At 35.5% G+C, this 20,160-nt stretch carries 17 protein-coding genes; 7 read left to right on the forward strand and 10 right to left on the reverse strand.

Annotated features, from left to right (window positions below; genetic code table 11):
* Positions 1-372 precede the first annotated feature (372 nt).
* The 4 genes from ACLIBH_RS03845 to ACLIBH_RS03860 form a co-directional block, all read right to left on the reverse strand.
* Complete coding sequence (locus ACLIBH_RS03845; protein WP_439315369.1) at positions 373-1,647, reverse strand: TRAP transporter large permease; 1,275 nt, start codon at positions 1,645-1,647, stop codon at positions 373-375.
* A 22-nt stretch (positions 1,648-1,669) separates the two neighbouring features.
* Entirely contained in the window at positions 1,670-2,137 is a 468-nt protein-coding gene (locus ACLIBH_RS03850; RefSeq protein WP_439315370.1) for a TRAP transporter small permease, read from the reverse strand.
* 115 nt (positions 2,138-2,252) lie between these two features.
* Positions 2,253-3,305, reverse strand: a complete 1,053-nt coding sequence (locus ACLIBH_RS03855) for a DctP family TRAP transporter solute-binding subunit (RefSeq protein WP_439315371.1) — start codon at positions 3,303-3,305, stop codon at positions 2,253-2,255.
* Positions 3,306-3,468: 163 nt separating this feature from the next.
* Entirely contained in the window at positions 3,469-5,073 is a 1,605-nt protein-coding gene (locus ACLIBH_RS03860; protein ID WP_439315372.1) for a PucR family transcriptional regulator, read from the reverse strand.
* A gap of 248 nt (positions 5,074-5,321) precedes the next feature.
* Here ACLIBH_RS03860 and ACLIBH_RS03865 point away from each other — a divergent pair, with 248 nt between their 5' ends.
* Positions 5,322-5,786: a YkyB family protein gene (locus ACLIBH_RS03865; RefSeq protein WP_439315373.1), complete on the forward strand. Its 465-nt coding sequence runs from the start codon at positions 5,322-5,324 to the stop codon at positions 5,784-5,786.
* Between the two features lie 68 nt (positions 5,787-5,854).
* Here the strand turns inward: ACLIBH_RS03865 and ACLIBH_RS03870 are convergent, their stop codons facing one another.
* Complete coding sequence (locus ACLIBH_RS03870) at positions 5,855-6,184, reverse strand: hypothetical protein (protein ID WP_439315374.1); 330 nt, start codon at positions 6,182-6,184, stop codon at positions 5,855-5,857.
* Between the two features lie 495 nt (positions 6,185-6,679).
* On the reverse strand, positions 6,680-6,856 hold the full coding sequence (locus ACLIBH_RS03875; protein WP_439315375.1) for a Spo0E family sporulation regulatory protein-aspartic acid phosphatase: 177 nt from the start codon (positions 6,854-6,856) through the stop codon (positions 6,680-6,682).
* A 293-nt stretch (positions 6,857-7,149) separates the two neighbouring features.
* On the opposite strand from ACLIBH_RS03875, the gene lepB reads away from it, so the two are divergent.
* The gene (gene lepB / locus ACLIBH_RS03880) at positions 7,150-7,674 is read left to right on the forward strand and encodes a signal peptidase I (RefSeq protein ID WP_439315376.1); all 525 of its coding nucleotides are present in this window, start codon (positions 7,150-7,152) and stop codon (positions 7,672-7,674) included.
* Positions 7,675-7,995: 321 nt separating this feature from the next.
* Here lepB and ACLIBH_RS03885 read toward each other — a convergent pair whose 3' ends face one another.
* Both ACLIBH_RS03885 and ACLIBH_RS03890 read right to left on the reverse strand, forming a co-directional pair.
* Positions 7,996-9,930 (reverse strand): sensor domain-containing protein, encoded by a 1,935-nt coding sequence (locus tag ACLIBH_RS03885; RefSeq protein ID WP_439315377.1) that lies wholly within the window; start codon positions 9,928-9,930, stop codon positions 7,996-7,998.
* A gap of 21 nt (positions 9,931-9,951) precedes the next feature.
* Positions 9,952-11,316: a TrkH family potassium uptake protein gene (locus tag ACLIBH_RS03890; protein ID WP_439315378.1), complete on the reverse strand. Its 1,365-nt coding sequence runs from the start codon at positions 11,314-11,316 to the stop codon at positions 9,952-9,954.
* 413 nt (positions 11,317-11,729) lie between these two features.
* Here ACLIBH_RS03890 and ACLIBH_RS03895 point away from each other — a divergent pair, with 413 nt between their 5' ends.
* The 5 genes from ACLIBH_RS03895 to ACLIBH_RS03915 all read left to right on the forward strand — a co-directional run bounded on the left by ACLIBH_RS03895 (position 11,730) and on the right by ACLIBH_RS03915 (position 18,143).
* Positions 11,730-12,842 carry a CdaR family transcriptional regulator gene (locus ACLIBH_RS03895; RefSeq protein ID WP_439315379.1) on the forward strand — a complete coding sequence of 371 codons (1,113 nt, stop codon included), beginning with the start codon at positions 11,730-11,732 and terminating at the stop codon, positions 12,840-12,842.
* Positions 12,843-13,162: 320 nt separating this feature from the next.
* The gene (gene glcD, locus ACLIBH_RS03900) at positions 13,163-14,551 is read left to right on the forward strand and encodes a glycolate oxidase subunit GlcD (RefSeq protein WP_439315380.1); all 1,389 of its coding nucleotides are present in this window, start codon (positions 13,163-13,165) and stop codon (positions 14,549-14,551) included.
* Between the two features lie 19 nt (positions 14,552-14,570).
* Positions 14,571-15,911, forward strand: coding sequence for a (Fe-S)-binding protein (locus ACLIBH_RS03905; protein WP_439315381.1), 1,341 nt, complete (start codon positions 14,571-14,573; stop codon positions 15,909-15,911).
* Positions 15,912-16,005: 94 nt separating this feature from the next.
* Positions 16,006-16,914: a PucR family transcriptional regulator gene (locus tag ACLIBH_RS03910; RefSeq protein ID WP_439315382.1), complete on the forward strand. Its 909-nt coding sequence runs from the start codon at positions 16,006-16,008 to the stop codon at positions 16,912-16,914.
* Positions 16,915-17,012: 98 nt separating this feature from the next.
* Complete coding sequence (locus ACLIBH_RS03915) at positions 17,013-18,143, forward strand: ABC transporter ATP-binding protein (RefSeq protein ID WP_439315383.1); 1,131 nt, start codon at positions 17,013-17,015, stop codon at positions 18,141-18,143.
* Between the two features lie 130 nt (positions 18,144-18,273).
* On the opposite strand, the gene ACLIBH_RS03920 is transcribed toward ACLIBH_RS03915, so the two are convergent.
* Positions 18,274-19,164, reverse strand: a complete 891-nt coding sequence (locus ACLIBH_RS03920) for a fumarylacetoacetate hydrolase family protein (protein WP_439315384.1) — start codon at positions 19,162-19,164, stop codon at positions 18,274-18,276.
* 87 nt (positions 19,165-19,251) lie between these two features.
* On the reverse strand, positions 19,252-20,127 hold the full coding sequence (locus ACLIBH_RS03925; RefSeq protein WP_439315385.1) for an SMP-30/gluconolactonase/LRE family protein: 876 nt from the start codon (positions 20,125-20,127) through the stop codon (positions 19,252-19,254).
* Between the last annotated feature and the right edge of the window lie 33 nt (positions 20,128-20,160).

Genomic DNA, 20,160 nt, shown 5'->3' on the forward strand with positions numbered 1-20,160 from the left:
GGAATAGCCTTATTGCACATACTTAATTTGCATTGGAGTGTGTTTCTTTATAGTGTGTATTGTATTTTGATTCTACAAGTTTTCGCTTGAAATAAAGCCTGATTCGACTCTTATAATTCAAGAAGTTTCTGTACCCATAAGTGAATCGAAAAGTGATTTCCCTCCTGGATATAGTTTTCGGCGACTTTTATTCTACGAGGAAATTCAGTCGTTTTCTATTATGTAATCAAAAATGACGCTAGTGGATTTCCTTCCCATTTCCCTACCAAAAAATAAGGTGATTTTCTTCACCAACGTCATATTTTACAACCAAAAAATGTTCCAATCATTATACGACGATTGGAACATTTTTCAAAAACAATGTACGGTATTTTATTCTAAGATTTTCAATAAAAACAACGAGACATCTGGAATATACGTTATAATGAGTAATGCTAGTAGATTAAATCCTAAGAACGACAGAACTCCTGGTAGCATTTCCTTCATACTCGTCTTCGTTATTGTCTGTGTAACGAAAATATTTAATCCAAATGGAGGTGTATACATTCCGATCGCAAGGTTAGCAATCATAATTATACCTAAATGAACTGGATCAATACCTAATGCTACTGCCGCAGAAAATACGAGCGGAGCAACTACAATAATTGCTGCGACACCTTCAATAAACATCCCTAAAACTAGTAAAAGAACATTAAACAATAACAAAAATAAAATAGGAGTCGATATATTTTCGGCGATAAAAGTCGCTATTAATTGTGGCACTTGACCTCTCGTTAATAACCAGCCAAGAACTTGTGCAGCTGCAACTAGAACTAATACTTGTGCAGTTGTAACTGCTGATTCTACACATATTTTATAAAACTTTTTAAAAGTCATTTCTCGATATACAAAAAAGCTAATAATAAGTGCATAAACCGCGGAAACCCCCGCTGCCTCTGTCGGAGTAAACATACCACTATAAATACCACCGAGTATTATGATAGGTATGAGCAATGCCCAACCAGCCTTGCGAGTCGTTTCTAACACTTCTCTTTTTGTCGCTTTTTTATCTTTTGGTATTTGGTTTCTTTTAGCATATAAATAAATATAAACGATCGATGATATACCGAACAGAGCACCCGCTCCTATACCAGCAATAAATAAACTGCCTACAGATACTCCTGTAACGGAACCGTAAATGATGAGTGTTATACTTGGAGGAATAATAAGCGACACTGCCCCTGAAGAAGCAAGTAATCCAGATGAAAATGATTTACTATAGCCGCCACGAAGCAATTCGGGATACATAATTTTACCTATTGCAATTACCGTCGCTGGACCGGAACCTGAAAGGGCTCCAAAGAACATGCTCGAAACCTGTGTCGTCATAGCAACCCCACCTGATAAATGACCAACAAGTGCACGTGCAAATCGTAAAATCCTCTTTGATAAACCGCCACCATCCATTATATTTGCAGCTAAAATAAAGAGTGGCAAAGCCATTAAAGCAAATTGATCCAACCCACCAACTAATCGTTGGATAAGTAACATCGGTTGAATATCACTAAACAATATAACCGCTAAAAACGAAGCAGTTCCTAACGCTACAAATATCGGTACACTACCGAGTAATAAGATAACAATTAAAGCTATTAATGCAGTGATCATTATTTATAATTCCCCTTCTATATTAGCTTGTTTTAAAATTACGAATCATTGTAACGGCCTGTATAAATAAATGAAATAGCGATAGGATAGCTCCTATCGGAATAGCCAAATATACCCAATACATTGGAACTTGCAGTGCTGGTGATACTTGACTCGTATTCATACTGAAAGCAACAAGCTCAAACCCGTACTTTATTAATAAAAGCATAAAAAGAATGGAAATAAAATAAATGAGCAGCTGAACTATTTTTTTACCAGATTTCGGCAAATAATCCATTAATAAATCGATCCCTACATGAATACCCCTCCGAAAGCATATTGCCGATCCAAGAAAGGTAATCCATATAATTACGTACCGTATTAATTCTTCTGCCCACGTAATTCCTGCACTAAAAAAATAACGTAGGATTATGTTAACAAATAATAAAAGTGTAACACCCATTATACTAATACCAACAAACATTTCTTCGGTTTTTTTTAATATAGTCAACGCATTCACCCTTTCACGTTCTTTGTTAAAGAATGAAAGACAAAAACAAGGAATTAGTATCAATAAAGAAGTGAACTAACTCCTTGTTTTTAATGCTTTCATCCAATTAAACTGATTAGTTGGCTACTTCTTCAATCTTATCCTTGATTTTCTGAAGTAATTCTAACTGTTCTGGCTCTCCATATGCTTCCTCGTGGAAAGGAACAGATACCTCTTTAAATTGTTCAATTTCTTCTTCTGTTAATTTGTAATAATTAACACCTGAATCAATTATATTTTGACGAAATTCATCTTCAGTTTCGACAAGCGCTTTTCTAGCAGCTTCTTTTCCAGCTTTTTCAGCTTCTTGTACAAGACCTTGAACTTCTTCTGAAAGTCCTTCGTACCAACCTTTGTTCGCCATAAATAAATAGGTCATCGTTCCATGATAGCTTTCAATAACGTAATCCTGTACTTCATGATAATTGTTTAAGTATATCGATTGAAGCGGGTTTTCCTGTCCATCTACAACACCTTGTTGCAATGAATTGTAAACCTCCGCATATTCAATCATTGTAGGGTTTGCACCCCACAGCTTATATTGGCCTTCTAATAGCGGTGAAGACATAACACGCATCTTCAATCCTTTAAAATCATCAGGACCATGTATTTCCTTGTCACCTGTTGTAAAGAGCTTGTACCCTCCAGGCCAAAAACCTAGCCCTTTAAATCCACCTTGCTCCAATGTAGCTAAAATATCATCGCCAACCTCACTATCTAACACAGCATACATTTGCTCTGCATCAGCTGGCCATAAATAAGGAAGATCAACGACTTTAACATCATCAACAAATGGTGTAACGAACGCAGATGGTTGCATCGTAATATCAATTTCACCTACTTGCGTTTGTTCAATTTGTTCTCTTAAACTTCCAAGCTGTGAAGCAGGAAAAAGCTCTACTTCCACTTTTCCTTCTGATGCTTCTTCAATATGTTCCTTAAAAGCAGCAGCACCCGCATGCTCTGGACTTTCCAATGGCTGATTATGACTTAAAGTAATTGATATTACTTCACCATCAGTAGCCGCTTTCTCTTCATCCTTGTCACTTGCATCGTTGCCTCCACCGCATGCAGCAAGAACGAGTACAGTTAGCATAGCTGCAAAAACTAAAGCTCTTTTGATGTTCATTTATCCTTCCCCCTCGTTTCTTTTCCTTACAAATTGTAATCTAATTTTGCGGAAAAATCACTAATAATAACTTAACATTAATTATAATTTATTTTCTGAAGATTGGAATGTCACAATGGTACAAATTAAAGCGCTTTAATTTAGCTAATAAGACAAATGAGTATTAGTTATCTTCCTCTTTAAATTGAAGCAACTCAAAAATTTTTAACCCTAAAAATAAACTTGTTTTTTCCTCTGTCTTTCGTATGTGATAACCTGTAAGCTCTTCTACTCTTTTAAGACGATATTTTAACGTATTAACATGGATAAACAATGCGTTAGCCGTATCCTTTAACGACTCATTACAAAGAAAGTACATTTTTAAAGTTTTAATTAATTCTTTTTTTGGATCCTGGTCGACTAGTCTTCCAATCGTATCTTCATAAAACTCCTCTAGCTCTTTTTGGCCTAATAGCGGACTTAACAAGCGAAAAGCACCTAATTGATCATAATAAATAATATCCTCTTGTACTTGTAACGTTTTTGTAAGCTGAAGTGCTTGCTCAGCTTGAAAAAAACTAGTCCGAATTCCTTTAGGTCCCGCACTCTGCTCTCCAACACCTAAAACGAAGTGTATATTCTTTCTACAGTAATATCGAATTTGCTCCCATACGGCATTACAAGTTGCATGAACATCTGCTTTATCTATAGGGACAATAATACAAATTAACCCTCTAATGACCCCTACTAAAACAGTTGGCCATTTTTTTTGGAGAATCGTTTGTACTTCTATTTTATTTAGTTGCTTATCCTTTGAAAGAGATGCATCATTCAACTCGTGTACTTCCTCTAACAATATACAAACATACTGTTCTTCTCGATAAATTTCATAACGAGCGCCTCTTTCTACTAAATCCTGTTCCGTCAAGCTTTTATTAAATAGCAATTCCCTCATAAATTCATTTTTATACTGTTGTTCGACATCATACTTAACTTTTAATCGTAAAAACTCTAGCGAAACTAAGGTAGATGCTTTCTCTAATACAGCTAAATCCATTGCTAAATGATCATGCTTAACAGCCCAACAAGTAATGTTCCCATAGTAATCGTTGTCAACAATTATTGGTGCTACAATGCACGGGACGACAACGTCACCATACGTACGTTCATAACGGATCGGGCGCTTTATTACGGATAGCTCATGCTTTTGATCGTTTGATAACGTACATATATCTTTTTCAGGCTGTGGCGTTGGGATATATGAAAATTCGCTTTCAATTGTAACGATGTTTCGTGTAAGGTGGGCCATAGTTTTTACAAAAGCATTCAACCCTTGTGCATGCAATGAAATTTCTTGGAGCATGTTTGTGGCCTGTTCCAAGTTTTCTTGCAAAACTACTTTTTCATTAAAGATTTGATGCATAACTGGTGATAAAATATCTAAATATTTTACGTGCTCAGGAATTTGAATAACTGGAAATCCAAGTTTATTAGCGCTTTGAATAATAACATTTGGAATACCTTTCATTGATTCAAACGGTTTAATTGCTAGTGCGGAAGCTCCTGCATAATACAGTTGTTGAATTAACAAATTTTGCGCATCAGCATCGTCTTTAATTGCAAATAAAGACGTTAAAATTAATTCGCGTCCCTTTAACCATTTAACGATGTCTGGCACTTCCATAATCGTAATATTTTCTACTACCTTGTCCAACCCTTCATGACCCGCTACAACTTCACATGCTCTAAATTTACCAAGTTTCATTGAATTGCGTATGGATATACTCATAACTGTAGTACCTCCCGAGTACGTTCCCAAGAATCAAGAAACGCTTCAATGTCATTCATTTTACCATGCACGGGAACGTATTTCGAAAAATATCACCTCAAAAGCAATTTTTATAAAAAAAGGTAATATTTTTCTTTGAAAATTTGCACCCTCCGAACTTGACTCAAGCAAATAGTATTATTATTGCAAGCGGACAAGCTTTCCGTTAAGCTTAAAAGAAATCAACTCGTATGTTAGGAGGCACCCTTTTGACTCAAACGCATTCATTAAATGAATTGGCTAAGGCCATCTATACGATTAATCGCCATGCAAAGACTGCACCAGAACCACAGCATTTGTATTTTATAAAAAAAGAAGCGATCCATCGTTTATTAAAAGAAAAACGCGCAAAAAAAATGGGGCTGCATTTTTCTAAGCACCCAAAATTTAGTAATCAACATTCTACATTGCTTGTGAAAGTTGCGGATTATTATTTCCATATCCCCCCATCTAAAGAGGATTTTAAATTCTTGACTCATTTAGGTGCACTCGATCAAAGCTTTCGAAACCCACAGACGAAAATGCCTCTCTCCTATGCAAAAAAGGTCATCTACAGCTATATAGACTGGAAGCCGAAAAGGCAACCCTCCCCTTTTCGAAAAACGTATTCTTCGTCTTATTATACACCTTCCTCGTTAGGGAAAATGGAGTGGCCACCAAAACGGACAAATTAACAATTAAAAGTTGAAAAGGTTCATACAAAACAAGCAGTGTGAACCTTTTCAATACGTATTTATTTATATTAGTGTGAAGTAAATTTTCGCTTAACCTGTAGGAATAAGTACCCTCCCACAACGAATAAGCCAAAAAAAGAAATGGCTTGCAAGATTATTTTTAAAAAGTAAACATGAAACATTTCATTCATAACAATGAGCAGCAAATAAATAACGACAACAAATAAACTGCTAATAATATAAGTGATCATCTTTTGTAGTTTTTGACTAATAAACCAGTTAACCAACGGATAAAATAATAAGAAGAATATACACGTACTACTAAAGACAATGGCAAATATTAAATGTTCTTCTGTAATTCCTAAAGACGGGAAATGCTCTGTCTTTATCCAACTCATAATTATCGACTGCCCTTTCCATAAACAAATAAATAAAATTTAAATATCGCTATTGCGTCAGTTGCTTTCCTTCTGCCATTCAAAATCATTCCTATATTTTCTTATGGAAGTATCTCTAGTTGTGCCTTAGCTTCTATTTTTCGCATTATTTCGATATATTATACTCTAGCTAAGTTTAAAAATTGCTTGTACCCCTTAAAAGTAACAGATTGTAAGTGTAGACATTAAAAAAACCCCTTACATCGTTATTAGAGCTCAACGATAAAGAGGAGATTGATTCCATATTCGTCTATTAAATCCAATATTCTACTTTACAGATCGCACACCCTGCTTCTAAATAGAGTGATGCGAATTTCGGTAAAGTTCTCGTTAGCAATTACTCGTTTCATCCCACCGGCCGTTTAAATGGTTCGTATACAACTGAATAAGAGCCTCATTAACTAACTTACTGAATATTACAAAAATAATTAGTGAGAGTAGGTTTACTCGGAAAATTTAACTACTTTTAGCTTTTGCCTTAACGTTCATCCGACTGTACAAGTTTAATAATTGATCAAGTCTTTGACTGACCTCTATCGATTCCTCACTCGTAAAGCCCTTAGTAAAAGCGATTTCCGTCATTTGATTTCGTAATATTTCAATTTGTTTTAGTATCAAATCGTTGGAACCCATAAATGTAAAGGTTCACTCCCTCTATTAATATTAGTATACTCTAACATATTATCTTTGAAATACACAGTTTATTTACGACTTATGTCCTAGATATGTTATATTGTACGTAACGAACATTTCATTACTTTATACAATATACATGTGAAAATGAACCTTGTCCATGTTTTTGTATGACAAAACCTAAGTTTATCTGTATATAATGCTATTACCACATAAAATTGAATTCGAAACAAATTAAAGTCTATGCTACTATAGAATATGATTTACATACGCTGTTAGAGAGGATGTCATCAGTGAGTGAAACAAAAAAGGATAATGAATGGATCGAATGGGGAAAAGCTATTGTTATCGCCCTCCTGCTTGCATTCTTTTTACGATCTTTTGTCTTTGCTACGTCGATTGTTGAAGGTGAAAGCATGGATCCCGCTCTTGAAGATGGGGAGAGGGTAATTTTCAATAAATTCATTTATATTATATCAGAACCTGACCGTGGTGACATCGTTATTATAAAGCGGCCGCATAAAAATTATGTCAAACGGATAATCGCACTACCAGAGGAAACGATAGAAATGAAGGATCATGTTCTGTATATTAATGGTATCGAACAAAAACAACCATTTATCACAGAATCAGCCAAGCTTCTTACGGGTAATTTCGGCCCAATTCAAGTACCTTCTCAAAGTTATTACGTTATGGGAGATAATCGGGCGATTAGTAAGGACAGTAGGAATGGATTAGGCTTTATTGACAGAAATGAGATCATTGGCAGATCAGAATTCATTATTTACCCGTTTAAAGAATGGGAATTGACAAGATAAATTAACGAGGTTTATTTAATTTAAACAAATTGGAAGCAAAGATCGATTATCGTTCAATCCTTTGCTTCCAATTTTTTACTCGTGATCAAATAAACAATAACCGATATTTAGTGCTACAATTCCTAAACATACAATACTAAACGCAACTTCTAGCATGAACGTGCACTCCCTTCTACAATCTTTTCCAACTATATTTTATAATAAATAACAGATCCTACTTACTTCCTCATATCATACCAATAATTTTTAACGAAATAAAGTTATTTATACAACTGAAATACAAGCAGCCCTATCCTTTCAGCCAAAACAGAGCGTATGTAATTAATGCCGAAAGAACTTTGTTAATCGATGTGGCGGCAATGGCTTGCTGAAATAGAACCCTTGGATCTCATCGCAATTTTCGTCGCGTAAGAAATTCAGCTGTTCGATTGTTTCTACGCCCTCAGCAATCACTTTCATATTCAAGGAATGGGACATATGGATAATTGATTTTACAATCGCCTTATTCTGCTCCTGCTTTTCATCCATAAACATCTTGTCTATTTTCAACTTCGTTATCGGGAAAAAACTTAAATATTTTAATGAAGAATAGCCCGTTCCAAAATCATCGATAGATACACTAACCCCTAACTGTCGTAACGATTCAATTGTATCAAGAATATTTCGATCATTTGCCATTGCCATGCTTTCCGTTAATTCCAATTCTAAATATTGAGCTTCAAGCCCTGTTTCTTGCAAGATTTGCTTCGTTTTATTAACCAGATTCTTTTGATGAAATTGCTTTACTGATAAGTTAACGCTAATAACAATTGGGTCAAACCCTTCATCCTGCCATCGTTTGTTCTGTTTACACGCTTCATTCATTACCCAATCACCAATCTCAATAATAAGACCCGTTTTTTCAGCCAGCGGAATAAACTCCATCGGTGGAATATAACCTTTTATTGGATGCTTCCACCTTAACAAAGCTTCCATTCCAACAACTTTCTTCGTCTTAATGTTTTTTTGAGGCTGATAGTGTAATTCGAATTGACCTTTTTTTAATGCTTTGCGTAAATCATTTTCCATCATAAGCATTTGTTTAAACCTTCGTGATATTGAAGCTTCAAAAACATGATAATTGTTGCGATGTTCTTCCTTCGTTACATACATGGCAGAGTTGGCGTGCTTAATTAAATCTTGAACATTTCTACCGTGATTTGGGTAAATACTAATTCCAATACTAACGGAAATAACCATTTCATAACCAGAAATTTTTATCGGTGTTTCAAATTCAGAAATTAAATGCTCGGCAAACTGTGTGACCATATTTACATCTCGGATATTTCGTTGCAAAACCAAAAATTCATCCCCACCCATACGAGCAATAAACGGATTCTGATCGGAAAAAGTACGTAAACGATTTGCACAAGCTTGTAATAATTTATCCCCAAAATCGTAACCTAATGTATCGTTTATTTCCTTAAAGTAATCCAAATCGATAAAATGCACAGCAATTAATTCATCCGATAATTTTACGTGCTCGAGCGTCGCTTCTAATTCACTCATAAAATAATTCCGGTTCGGTAGCCCTGTTAATTCATCGTAATAGGCCATAAGTTCAATTTGTCGTTCATATTGGATCCGTTCTGAAATATCCTTTATAAATTCAACACGGATTACATCATCTTGAAAATACGATTGACCGATAACTTCTACATAAAAAGTTGTTCCATTCTTTTTTATACCGGTGTACTCATTCGCCTTTTTTACAATGCTATTATTTTTATAACGCTTTTTTCTAAAAAAAGTTGTCATCCTTTGACCCTTTACTTCTGCTTCCTTATAGCCGAACATACGGGCAAATGTTGCATCACAATCGATAATCTTTTCCCCGTCATGAATAATCATGCCTTCTTCACTTGCTTCTATAAACGATTGAAAAAATCTATCTATTCCATTCATTTTATCTTTTAAAGACAGTTTTCGCACTATTAAACAATATTGTTCCTGTTCAATTTGCAATGATTTTACTTTCACCCAGCTGCCTAACTGTTTTTTCAATTCCAAAATGACGTTCACTTCTTTATGACCGATCACATCTGCAAAGTCCAGTAACTCATAAATGGATACGACCTTATTTGTCCCTAGATTAAATAACGTTCGAGCTGCATTATTTTTACGTAGAACGGTACCATCTTCATGGACAAATAAGACTGCTTCATTTATCGCATTTAATACTTTGGTTTCAATTATATGATCGTGCTTTTTCCCCATCGATGACCACTCCCTACCGTATCAGCCGATAATAATTTTCTCCTTAGGATAATGAACTTTGCCGTTTTGTTTGCGCGTTTTAAACGTAAGTAAAAAGGTTAAAATGCCCACTCTGCCAATAAACATTAATATCATTAAAATTATTTTGCTAAATGTCGTTAACTCACCCGTAATTCCTAAAGATAAACCAACTGTTCCAAATGCAGAGGTTACTTCAAACAAAAGCTTCATAATCGGAAATGGCTCAACAATAAGTAAAATAAGCAAAGACGTAAATACGAACATTACCGCCATTAACGTTACAGTTACAGCTTTTAGTAAATCCTCATCGTATACTTCACGTTTAAATAGGCGGATACTCTTTCCACCTCTAGCATATGTAACTATAAAAATAACAACTAAAGCAAATGTTGTCGTACGAATCCCTCCCCCTGCACTGCTAGGAGAAGCTCCAATAAACATTAAAAAGGACATAAGTAAATGATTTTGTTCAGTGAGCATATTTACATCCATTGTAGATAAACCAGCACTTCTCGTTGTAACGGACTGAAACAAGGAGTAAAACAAACTTTCATGCCATGGCTTTCCTGCAAAAAAGTGATTCATGTCAAGTAAATAAATAAGTATCGTTCCAATTACAATAAGAGAGAAAAATGTTGTCGTCGTTACTTTTGTAAACAAACTAAACCGCATATACTTCCTTTCTTCTCCCTTAGCAAGGACAAACTCCTTTACTTCAACCAACACAGGAAATCCGATTGCACCAAAAATAATAAGCAAAATATGCATCGTTTGAACAAAATAATCATCGTAATATAGATGCAGTGACTGCCCAGTAATGTCGAAGCCGCCATTTGTAATTGCACTAATCGTAGCGAAAAAGCTATGAAAAAAAGCTTCTTGAGCTGTAGAAAAGTATTTTAAATAATAAATGCCCAATACAATGAAAAAAATAAATTCGATAATAAATAATACGTAAATGATTTGAATAATAAGGCGGACCATGCCTTCAAAATTTGTTTGATTTTGATCGGTCATAATTAAACGTCTTTCTTTTAAGCCGATTTTCTTTCCTAAAATAACCCAAATCAATGTACCAATTGCCATAACACCTACTGCACCTAATTGCAAAGTAATCGCGAGAAATAGTATACCTGTCGTACTAAGTGTATCTGCAACGGTTATTGTACTTAGTCCTGTCACGCTGAAGGCGCTTACGGCGGTAAACAATATATCAATAAATGGGATATGTACTCCCTTTTGATGTGCAATTGGCAAAGCCAATAAAATGGTGGAAATTACAATCGCTATTAAATAAAAAAACAATAAAATTTGAACCGGAGATAATCGATTAATCCATCGGACGAATGGATGTTGATTAAACATACAAATGCTCCTTTTTTATATCGGATACAAACAGCTAATGCTTAAGGCAATTATAACAAAATGTATATCAATAATACCTGCTTTTTTTCGACATTTCTACTAAATCCCGATACAATTTACACAATGTATAAAAAGCAAGGAAAGCAAGAGGAAAAAGATAGTCCCAGAAAAACCTACAGTGACACGTCAAATTTTAATGCAATCATTTATTACAAAGGAATAAGCTGCTTGAAGCGCAAGTCGGCGACTCCTGCGGGTAAGCATGTGACTTGAGACCCCACAGAGAGCCTTTTTTGCGAGCGAGGAGGCTCAAGCCCATGCCCGCGGAAAGCGACCGCCTGAAGCGCAAAGCATTGCAATTAGAAAACAGGAAGAAACATTAGATCGAAACAATACGCAAGGAAGGTGAAACGATGGAAATAACAAAAAAACTAGGAGAAAAAATTATAAAGCAAGCACGTCGGTTAATAAATGAACATATGATTATCGTTAACAAAAAAGCAATCGTCATCGCTAGCACACTGCCTAACCGCGTTGGTAATTTTCACGAAGGAGCCGATAAAGCTATTAAAAGCGGAACGAAAACAATTATCTCAATTGAAGATGAAAAAGAGATGCAAGGTGTAAAGGCTGGAATAAACTTACCAATCATCATTCAAGGAAACGTAATCGGCACGATTGGAATTACAGGTAATCCCGACAAAGTAGTTCCTTTTGGCTCCTTAATGCAAAAAATGACCGAGTTACTTATTAAAGAAAGTATATTTATCCAAGAAACGGAATGGAAGGAACGTATTTTAGAACGCTTTGTATTCGATTGGTTGCAGCTAGAGAACAACTACGATGAAGCATTTCTTAAAAGAGCACACGTATTAGGATTTAACACAGAGGCAACAAAAAGGTGTATTGTAGTATTAATAAAAGCAAACAAAGAGCAACAGCTCGCCGCAATTATTTCTAGCTGCAAAGCTTGGCTCGAAACCGAGCTTGCAGAAACTGTTTTAAAATGGGAAACGAATAAATTACTCCTTATCCTAGAAGACAAGCACCAAAAGAACTCGGCTAACCTTTCGAAATACATGCAGGCATTTCAGCGTTATGTTGAAAGTGAGTTTCAAATAGAAGTCCAAATTGGGATCGGTAACGAAACAAACTTTCGTTCGCTAAACACCTCCTACTCTCAGGCAATGAAAGCATTGAAAGCTTGCTTACAGCCAATTACGTTTTATGACGATCTTTTGCTAGATATTTTATTGACAGAAATACAACCAACAACGAAATCTGGTTTTATCCACCACGTTTTACAACCAATTATACGAGACACAGTACTGATGAATACATTAGCAACGTATATAAAAAACGACTTGCAACTAAAGGAAACTGCAAATGAGCTCCATATTCATATCAATACGTTGCATTACCGTTTAAATAAAATTTATAAAAGAACGAATTTAAACCCAAGAGAAGTACACGCACTTACCGCCTTTCATCTCGCTTTCCTTTTATTAGAAGAAATACCGAAATAAATCATTACGACGCACCTTTTTAGATGAACATCCAAATATTAAAAGTAAAAAAATATATTTTTTGTGTTATTATACATATATCTTTCTGAATATTTCCATTAAAATAAAGTTAAGTGTAAAAAATTTTGTGTTTTCGGATGTATGTGTGGAAAATTAGGAATACTCTCCAACATGAGCGGAAATGTCAGTAAGTTTCTCCTTCTACAATATTTTCCGGATACCAAAACTTTAAATTAATGTTCTCTTCTCTTGAATTCCTTATTACTGCAAGCAAATGGATTCCGTTTCTTTTCCTATTATTTAACTAAAGGAGACATCATATGCTCACAAAGCAATTTATTGAACAACTAAAAGGTATTATAGGTGCAAAAAATATCCGAATGGACAATGCTTCTCTCTTAGCCTATTCGTATGATTCGACAGCCCAATTTCAAGCGATGCCCGACGCAGTTGTTACACCAGCAAACACAAAGGAAGTCGCTGCCATTGTTGAATTGTGCAATAACGAAAAGGTTCCAATTATCCCTCGTGGTTCAGGTACTAATTTATGTGCTGGAACGACACCACTTAAAGGTGGAATTGTGCTCTTACTTAATAAAATGAATAAAATAGTAGAAATTGACGAAGAGAATCTGACGATGACGGTTCAACCTGGCGTTTATACGAAAACCATCCATGAAGCAGCCGAGTCTATCGGTCTATTTTATCCGCCAGATCCTGGTTCAATGCACATCTCTCAAATAGGTGGAAATATTAGCGAAAACTCAGGAGGCTTGCGCGGATTAAAGTATGGTGTTACAAAAGATTACGTTTTAGGCCTTGAAATCGTTCTACCGAATGGAGAAGTTATTCGAACAGGCGGCAAATTAGCGAAGGACGTTGCTGGTTATGACTTAACGAGTTTATACGTTGGTTCAGAAGGGACACTCGGTATTATAACAGAAGCTATTTTAAAGCTTATTCCAAAACCGGAAACAAAACAAACGATGTTAGCATTATACGATGATATAGAAAAAGCTGCAGAATCTGTTTCTTCAATTATTGCTAACCGAATCATCCCTGCTACTTTAGAGTTTTTAGATCGACACACATTACAAGTTGTAGAGGATTTTGCTAAGATCGGATTGCCGACATATGCGGAAGCTGTTTTACTTATTGAACAAGACGGCCCACTGCAAATTGTCCAGCAAGATATGTCTTTAATCGCAGCACTCTGTGAACAGAACAACGCTTTTCAAGTAACGATTGCTGAAACCGAAGAAGAAGCAAACGATCTAACAGCAGCAAGACGCACTGCTTTGTCCGCACTATCAAGGCTAAAACCAACGACAATTCTTGAAGACGCGACCGTTCCCCGATCCGAAATTGCTAACATGGTACGCGCCATCGGAGTAATTGCTGAAAAGTATAATTTAACCATTTGTACGTTCGGTCATGCTGGTGATGGTAATTTACATCCAACCTGTCTAACCGACGCTCGAGATACAGAAGAAATGACTCGTGTGGAGCAAGCGCTTGGAGAAATATTTGAAGCTGCAATATCTCTTGGAGGAACAATTACTGGAGAACATGGTGTAGGAGCAATGAAGCTCCCTTACTTACATTTGAAAGCCGGAAAAGCGGGTATTGCCGCCATGCGTAGTATTAAGCAAGCACTTGACCCGAATAACATTATGAATCCTGGCAAGATATTTACAATACTTGAATAAGAATTGTGAGGGGTTACCAATGGATGTACAAGAAAAGTCTCGAATACAAGCAGCGTTTAAAACCAAAATGGATTATGACGAAATTCTTAACTGCACGCGGTGTGGCTTTTGTTTGCCAAGCTGTCCTACATATGTAGAAACAGGTGATGAAGTGCATTCTCCTCGAGGACGAATTGCGATTATGAAAGGACTCGTAGACGGAACAATTGAACCGAGTGAAGAAGTAAAACGATCAATCGATCTTTGTCTTGGGTGCCGAGCATGTGAGCCTGTTTGTCCATCAGGAGTACAGTTTGGTCATCTGCTAGAACAAGCACGTGACGCTATTTATCAAAATAATCAACAATCTATTTTTGAAAAGTGGATACGCAAGGCTTCGTTTAACAACCTTTTTCCCTACCAAAACCGCATGATTGGCCTTACAAGTTTACTAGGATTGTATCAGCGATCTGGGATTCAACAAACAGCCAGAAGGGTTGGATTTATGAAGCTTTTTCCCGCCCATTTGCAAGCTATGGAAAAAGTAATTCCTGAAGTTCCAAAGCGAAAGGAATTAAAAAGAAGGCCAAGTCATTTAAAACCGTATACTAAACAGCAAAAAAAAGTCGCCTTCTTTTCTGGTTGCCTTATGGATACGATGTTTATGCATACAAATGATGCAACAACAAAATTATTACAATACGCCGGCTGTGAAATCGTCATTCCACAATCTCAAGGCTGTTGTGGAGCTTTGCATGGGCATAGTGGCGAACAAGATCGAGCGAGGGAGATGGCAAAACGTAATATTGAAGCATTTGAACAAATGGAAGCAGATTATATTATTACAAATGCCGGTGGATGTGGTGCATTTCTCGTTGATTATACGTATCTATTAAAGGATGACCCCGCATGGAGTGAACGTGCGAGGTTTTTCACCAATAGGATCATGGATATTTCTAGAATATTAATTGAACTCGATTTTCATAAGCTTGCACTTCAGCTTGACGAACAAATTATTACTTATCAAGATTCATGTCATTTAAAAAATGGTCAAAAAACATTTACGGAGCCGCGACAATTATTAAATTCTATTAAAGGTGCTCAATATGTAGAGATGCAGGATGCAGATCGTTGCTGTGGCTCAGCAGGCATTTACAACATGATTGAACCCGATATGTCTATGCAAATATTGGGTTATAAAATGAAGCAAACAATTAAAACAAAAGCAAAAACAATTGTAACAGCTAATCCAGGCTGTCTGCTACAAATGAAATTAGGTATTGAGCGGGAAGGCTTGGCTGATCAGATCAGAGCCGTTCACATTGTAGATTTACTGTTAGAAGCGTATGAGTACGCAAGACGTGGGAAGCAATCTTCCTAATCTTGCTCACTTTATTATACTTAAATATCGAGCTAACAATATTTTAGTTCCTATTAATTTTACATGTTATTTATGATGAAATGAGGGTAGTTAAATGATTAACACGTTACAAAGGCTATTCCCTTCCCTTTTAACACAGTTCCCAAACGATAGAAACAAAACGAAACAATACGTATGGTTTTTAACAACAGATCAACTGCCTATCGGTATTCATAAAAAAGAGCTGACACAAAAAGACAATACGTTGTTAGCTACGTTTTTGACCCCTTTTAATGCTAATCTGCCTACCCCTACAGTCGAAGAGGATAAATGGAGGAAACGAATAAGTGGTGCAAATCAAAATGAACCAAATGAAACAAAAGCCACTTTTCGTTTTATTTATTTTCAATTGGCAGATAATGAAGTCGATCCAACAGCTTTTCTCGAAGCAATACAAGCGCTTTTTTCAAAGTCCGTCCCAATTCTATGGGAAAACGAACACGAAGGAGTCATAATTGAAGAGAAATCCGTATCCGATGAAGATATCAATTTCAAACAAATTATTAATGTTTTGACGAGTGATTTATATGTGAACATTAAATTTTTTATCGGTCTGTATCAACGTTCCTTGCATAATGTTTCCACCTACTATAACACGATGAAAGCTACGGCCAAAACTGTATTTGCTCACTCTAAGCTCACTGTTATTACTTATCCAGAAGCCGTTCCATATATTCTTATGAATCAAGTAAACACAAGTGTAAGAGAACAAATCACTTCCGGAATTTTGGACGAATTTGTTGCAGATCCTAACATGTTACAAACGATTCAAACCTTTTTCAAATGTAACTTAAATGTTTCGGTAACAGCAAAAGAAATGTATATGCATCGAAATAGCTTACAATATCGAATTGATAAATTTCGTTTAAAAACAGGTATTGATATCCAACAATTTGATCAAGCTCAAGCTGTGTATCTGGCGTTATTGGCAAAAGAATTTGAAAAAGTTAGTGAACATGCATAAAAAAGAAAAAATAATTTATGCATGTTACCCATTTTGAATTATCTGACGTTTTAGTATTATTAAAACAACAGAATAATATGAATTAGGGGGTACTTGTAATGGCAGAATTGCAGCTAAACAATATTAAAAAGGTATATGGGAAAGATGTTGTTGCGGTAGAGGATTTTAATTTACATATTGATGATAAGGAATTCGTTGTTTTCGTAGGACCTTCTGGATGTGGAAAATCAACGACATTACGTATGATAGCCGGATTAGAGGAAATTTCTAGTGGAGAATTGTATATTGATGATGTATTAATGAACGATGTCGCGCCAAAAGATCGAGACATTGCAATGGTGTTTCAAAACTATGCTCTATACCCGCATATGAATGTGTATGATAACATGGCCTTCGGACTAAAACTACGCAAATTTAAAAAAGCAGAAATTAAAGAACGCGTGCACAATGCGGCTAAAATTTTAGGTTTAGAAGATTTCTTGGATCGAAAGCCAAAAGCATTATCTGGTGGGCAACGTCAACGTGTAGCTCTTGGCCGTGCGATCGTAAGAGATGCAAAAGTCTTCCTAATGGATGAGCCACTGTCTAATCTGGATGCTAAACTACGAGTGCAGATGCGTGCGGAAATCCAAAAGCTACACCAACGATTGCAAACAACGACGATTTACGTTACACATGATCAAACCGAAGCAATGACAATGGCCACGAGGCTTGTTGTTATGAAGGATGGTATCATTCAGCAGGTCGGTGCACCGAAAGAAGTTTATGATTTTCCAGAAAACATGTTTGTGGGAGGATTTATTGGCTCTCCTTCCATGAATTTCTTGAATGGAAAGTTAACAGATGGTTTTTTCACAATGGGAGAAACGAGCGTCAAAGTACCTGAAGAAAAAATGAAATTTCTTAAGGAGTCTGGATACGTAAACAAAGACTTGATACTAGGCATTCGTCCAGAAGACATTCACGATCAATCACTATCTAATGGAGTCTTTTCAAGCGCTAAATTCACAGCAAATGTTGAAGTTGCTGAATTAATGGGTTCTGAAACCGTTATTTACTCTAAAATTAACAACGAGGACTTTGTCGCTCGCATTGAAGCCCGTACGGGAATTATGAGCGGAGCAACACTTGAATTAGCCTTTAATATGGAAAACTGCCATTTCTTTGATAAAGAGACAGAGCTGAGAATTAAAGGGAAGGAAGAAAAGACATTAGCGATGGAAGCATGATTTATTCTAAGTTTTTCTTTTAAAGTACTAACTGTTAAACTAATACCTACAATAAAAAATGCTTTCTTTTTCAAATGCACAAAAAAACTGGTGCTCACTCTGTTACATGACAAGCACCAGTTTTTTATGTCTATTTATCTTTAATAAACTGACTCGTTAACCTACCTAATTTCTCAATCTCTACGGTAACTTCATCTCCTGGTTGAATATATACTTGCTTATCTTCTGGCATACCCATTACTACGCCTTCCGGTGTACCCGTTAAAACAACATCTCCAGGAGTCAATGTCATATACTTTGAAATATAGCTTATTATTTCATTGCAATGAAAGATCATATCTGATGTATTTGAATTTTGTCTTTCTTCACCGTTTACAAACGTTTTCAAATATAAATTATTCGGATTATCTACTTCGTTACGCGTTACTAAATAAGGGCCGATCGGAGTAAAATCATCGCAACTCTTACCTAATAACCATTGTGAAGATACAAATTGTAAATCTCTTGCAGACAAATCGTTTGCTATTACATAACCAAACACATGATCAAGTGCTTCTTCCTTTTCAACATCTTTTGTCTTCTTTCCTATAACAATACCTAACTCCACTTCATAATCTAGCTTTTTAGTCACCTTTGGTACAGCAATATTCTGTTTATGACCGGTTAATGTATTATTATATTTCGTGAAGAGTATTGGCGTTTCCGGATAAGGGGAACCAGTTTCATCAGCATGTTTTTGATAGTTTAAGCCAACACAAATAATTTTATTCGGTGAGGGTACAGCTGGTCCAAAACTAATGTCACTTTCTGCAACCATATAATATTTATCTTGTGGTAATTCTTCAATATAACTTTCAAGCTCCGTGATAACAGGCTCCCCACCTTGAATAATGTCCATTATGTTACTGGATATATTTTCATTCGGTTGGATTGTTAATGCTTTTTCTATATCTATGATTCCTTTTTCTGTTTTAATACCTAATGTTTGTTGATTATCATTAATAAAATTCAGGATTTTCATTCTACTACCTCCAGAGTTTACTACAATAATTTCATCTTTTATGTTATATCATTTATTATTTAATGATTAAAAAATTAAATATAATTTTCATCCTTTAAATTTATACGACTGTGTACCAACAATATTAGTATCTAATCGAAAAACGCCACCTGCAAGTGGTTGAATTTCTAAATCATTTTTGTTTAAATCTAATCTTGATGTAGTTATATATAATTCATTCATTTTTTCCCCACCGAAAACACAAGATGATACATTTAGCACTGGTATAGGTATAACTTCGAGTAATTTTCCTATTTCGGGGTTCCATCTTGTAACTTTAGAACCTCCCCAGTGTGCAATCCAAATTTTGCCTTCCATATCTGTAGTTACACCATCGGGTATTCCTTCTTTATCTTCGAATTTTATTACTACTCTTTCGTTGTCAATCTTTCCTGATTCATTATCATAATCGAAGGCTACTACTTGTCTTGTCGGTGAATCAACATAATACATTATATCATCGTTCGGGGACCACGCTATACCATTTGATATACTAACCTTCTCTTTTACCTTTGTGATTTCTAAATTATGATTTAATCGATAAAGTGATCCACAATTTTTTTGTCCATTAAAGTCCATCGTACCTGCCCAAAAACGACCAGCAGGATCACACTTTCCATCATTAAATCGATTATTTTTTAAATGAATTTCTGGATTAAGTATAGGTATCATCATTTCCTCTTTAATATCAAAAAAATTTATTCCGTTTTGTGTAGTTAACAATAAACCACCAGATTCTCTTACTACCACACTACTAACATACTCATTGACATATATTACACGATCCACATTTTCTCTTGGGTTAAATATGTGCAATTTCTTACCAATAATATCTACCCAGTATAGTATTTTTTTATCAGGATCCCAACAAGGACCTTCTCCTATTAATGCTTGTGCATCAACAATTAATTTAACAGAGTTCATTTTCACCCATCCCTAATACACTATATAAAACTA

It is taken from the genome of Virgibacillus sp. W0430 (assembly GCF_051846935.1).
GTDB lineage: Bacteria > Bacillota > Bacilli > Bacillales > Amphibacillaceae > JBPYCR01.

Excerpts from the sequence above, each read along its gene's own strand:
- ACLIBH_RS03890 (WP_439315378.1), bottom strand. The coding sequence starts at position 11,316 with ATGTTTAATCAACATCCATTCGTCCGATGGATTAATCGATTATCTCCG.
- ACLIBH_RS03905 (WP_439315381.1), top strand. The coding sequence starts at position 14,571 with ATGGATGTACAAGAAAAGTCTCGAATACAAGCAGCGTTTAAAACCAAA.
- ACLIBH_RS03855 (WP_439315371.1), bottom strand. The coding sequence starts at position 3,305 with ATGAACATCAAAAGAGCTTTAGTTTTTGCAGCTATGCTAACTGTACTC.
- ACLIBH_RS03920 (WP_439315384.1), bottom strand. The coding sequence starts at position 19,164 with ATGAAAATCCTGAATTTTATTAATGATAATCAACAAACATTAGGTATT.
- ACLIBH_RS03870 (WP_439315374.1), bottom strand. The coding sequence starts at position 6,184 with ATGAGTTGGATAAAGACAGAGCATTTCCCGTCTTTAGGAATTACAGAA.
- glcD (WP_439315380.1), top strand. The coding sequence starts at position 13,163 with ATGCTCACAAAGCAATTTATTGAACAACTAAAAGGTATTATAGGTGCA.
- ACLIBH_RS03895 (WP_439315379.1), top strand. The coding sequence starts at position 11,730 with ATGGAAATAACAAAAAAACTAGGAGAAAAAATTATAAAGCAAGCACGT.
- ACLIBH_RS03915 (WP_439315383.1), top strand. The coding sequence starts at position 17,013 with ATGGCAGAATTGCAGCTAAACAATATTAAAAAGGTATATGGGAAAGAT.
- ACLIBH_RS03845 (WP_439315369.1), bottom strand. The coding sequence starts at position 1,647 with ATGATCACTGCATTAATAGCTTTAATTGTTATCTTATTACTCGGTAGT.
- ACLIBH_RS03925 (WP_439315385.1), bottom strand. The coding sequence starts at position 20,127 with ATGAACTCTGTTAAATTAATTGTTGATGCACAAGCATTAATAGGAGAA.
- ACLIBH_RS03910 (WP_439315382.1), top strand. The coding sequence starts at position 16,006 with ATGATTAACACGTTACAAAGGCTATTCCCTTCCCTTTTAACACAGTTC.
- ACLIBH_RS03875 (WP_439315375.1), bottom strand. The coding sequence starts at position 6,856 with ATGGGTTCCAACGATTTGATACTAAAACAAATTGAAATATTACGAAAT.
- ACLIBH_RS03885 (WP_439315377.1), bottom strand. The coding sequence starts at position 9,930 with ATGGGGAAAAAGCACGATCATATAATTGAAACCAAAGTATTAAATGCG.
- ACLIBH_RS03860 (WP_439315372.1), bottom strand. The coding sequence starts at position 5,073 with ATGAGTATATCCATACGCAATTCAATGAAACTTGGTAAATTTAGAGCA.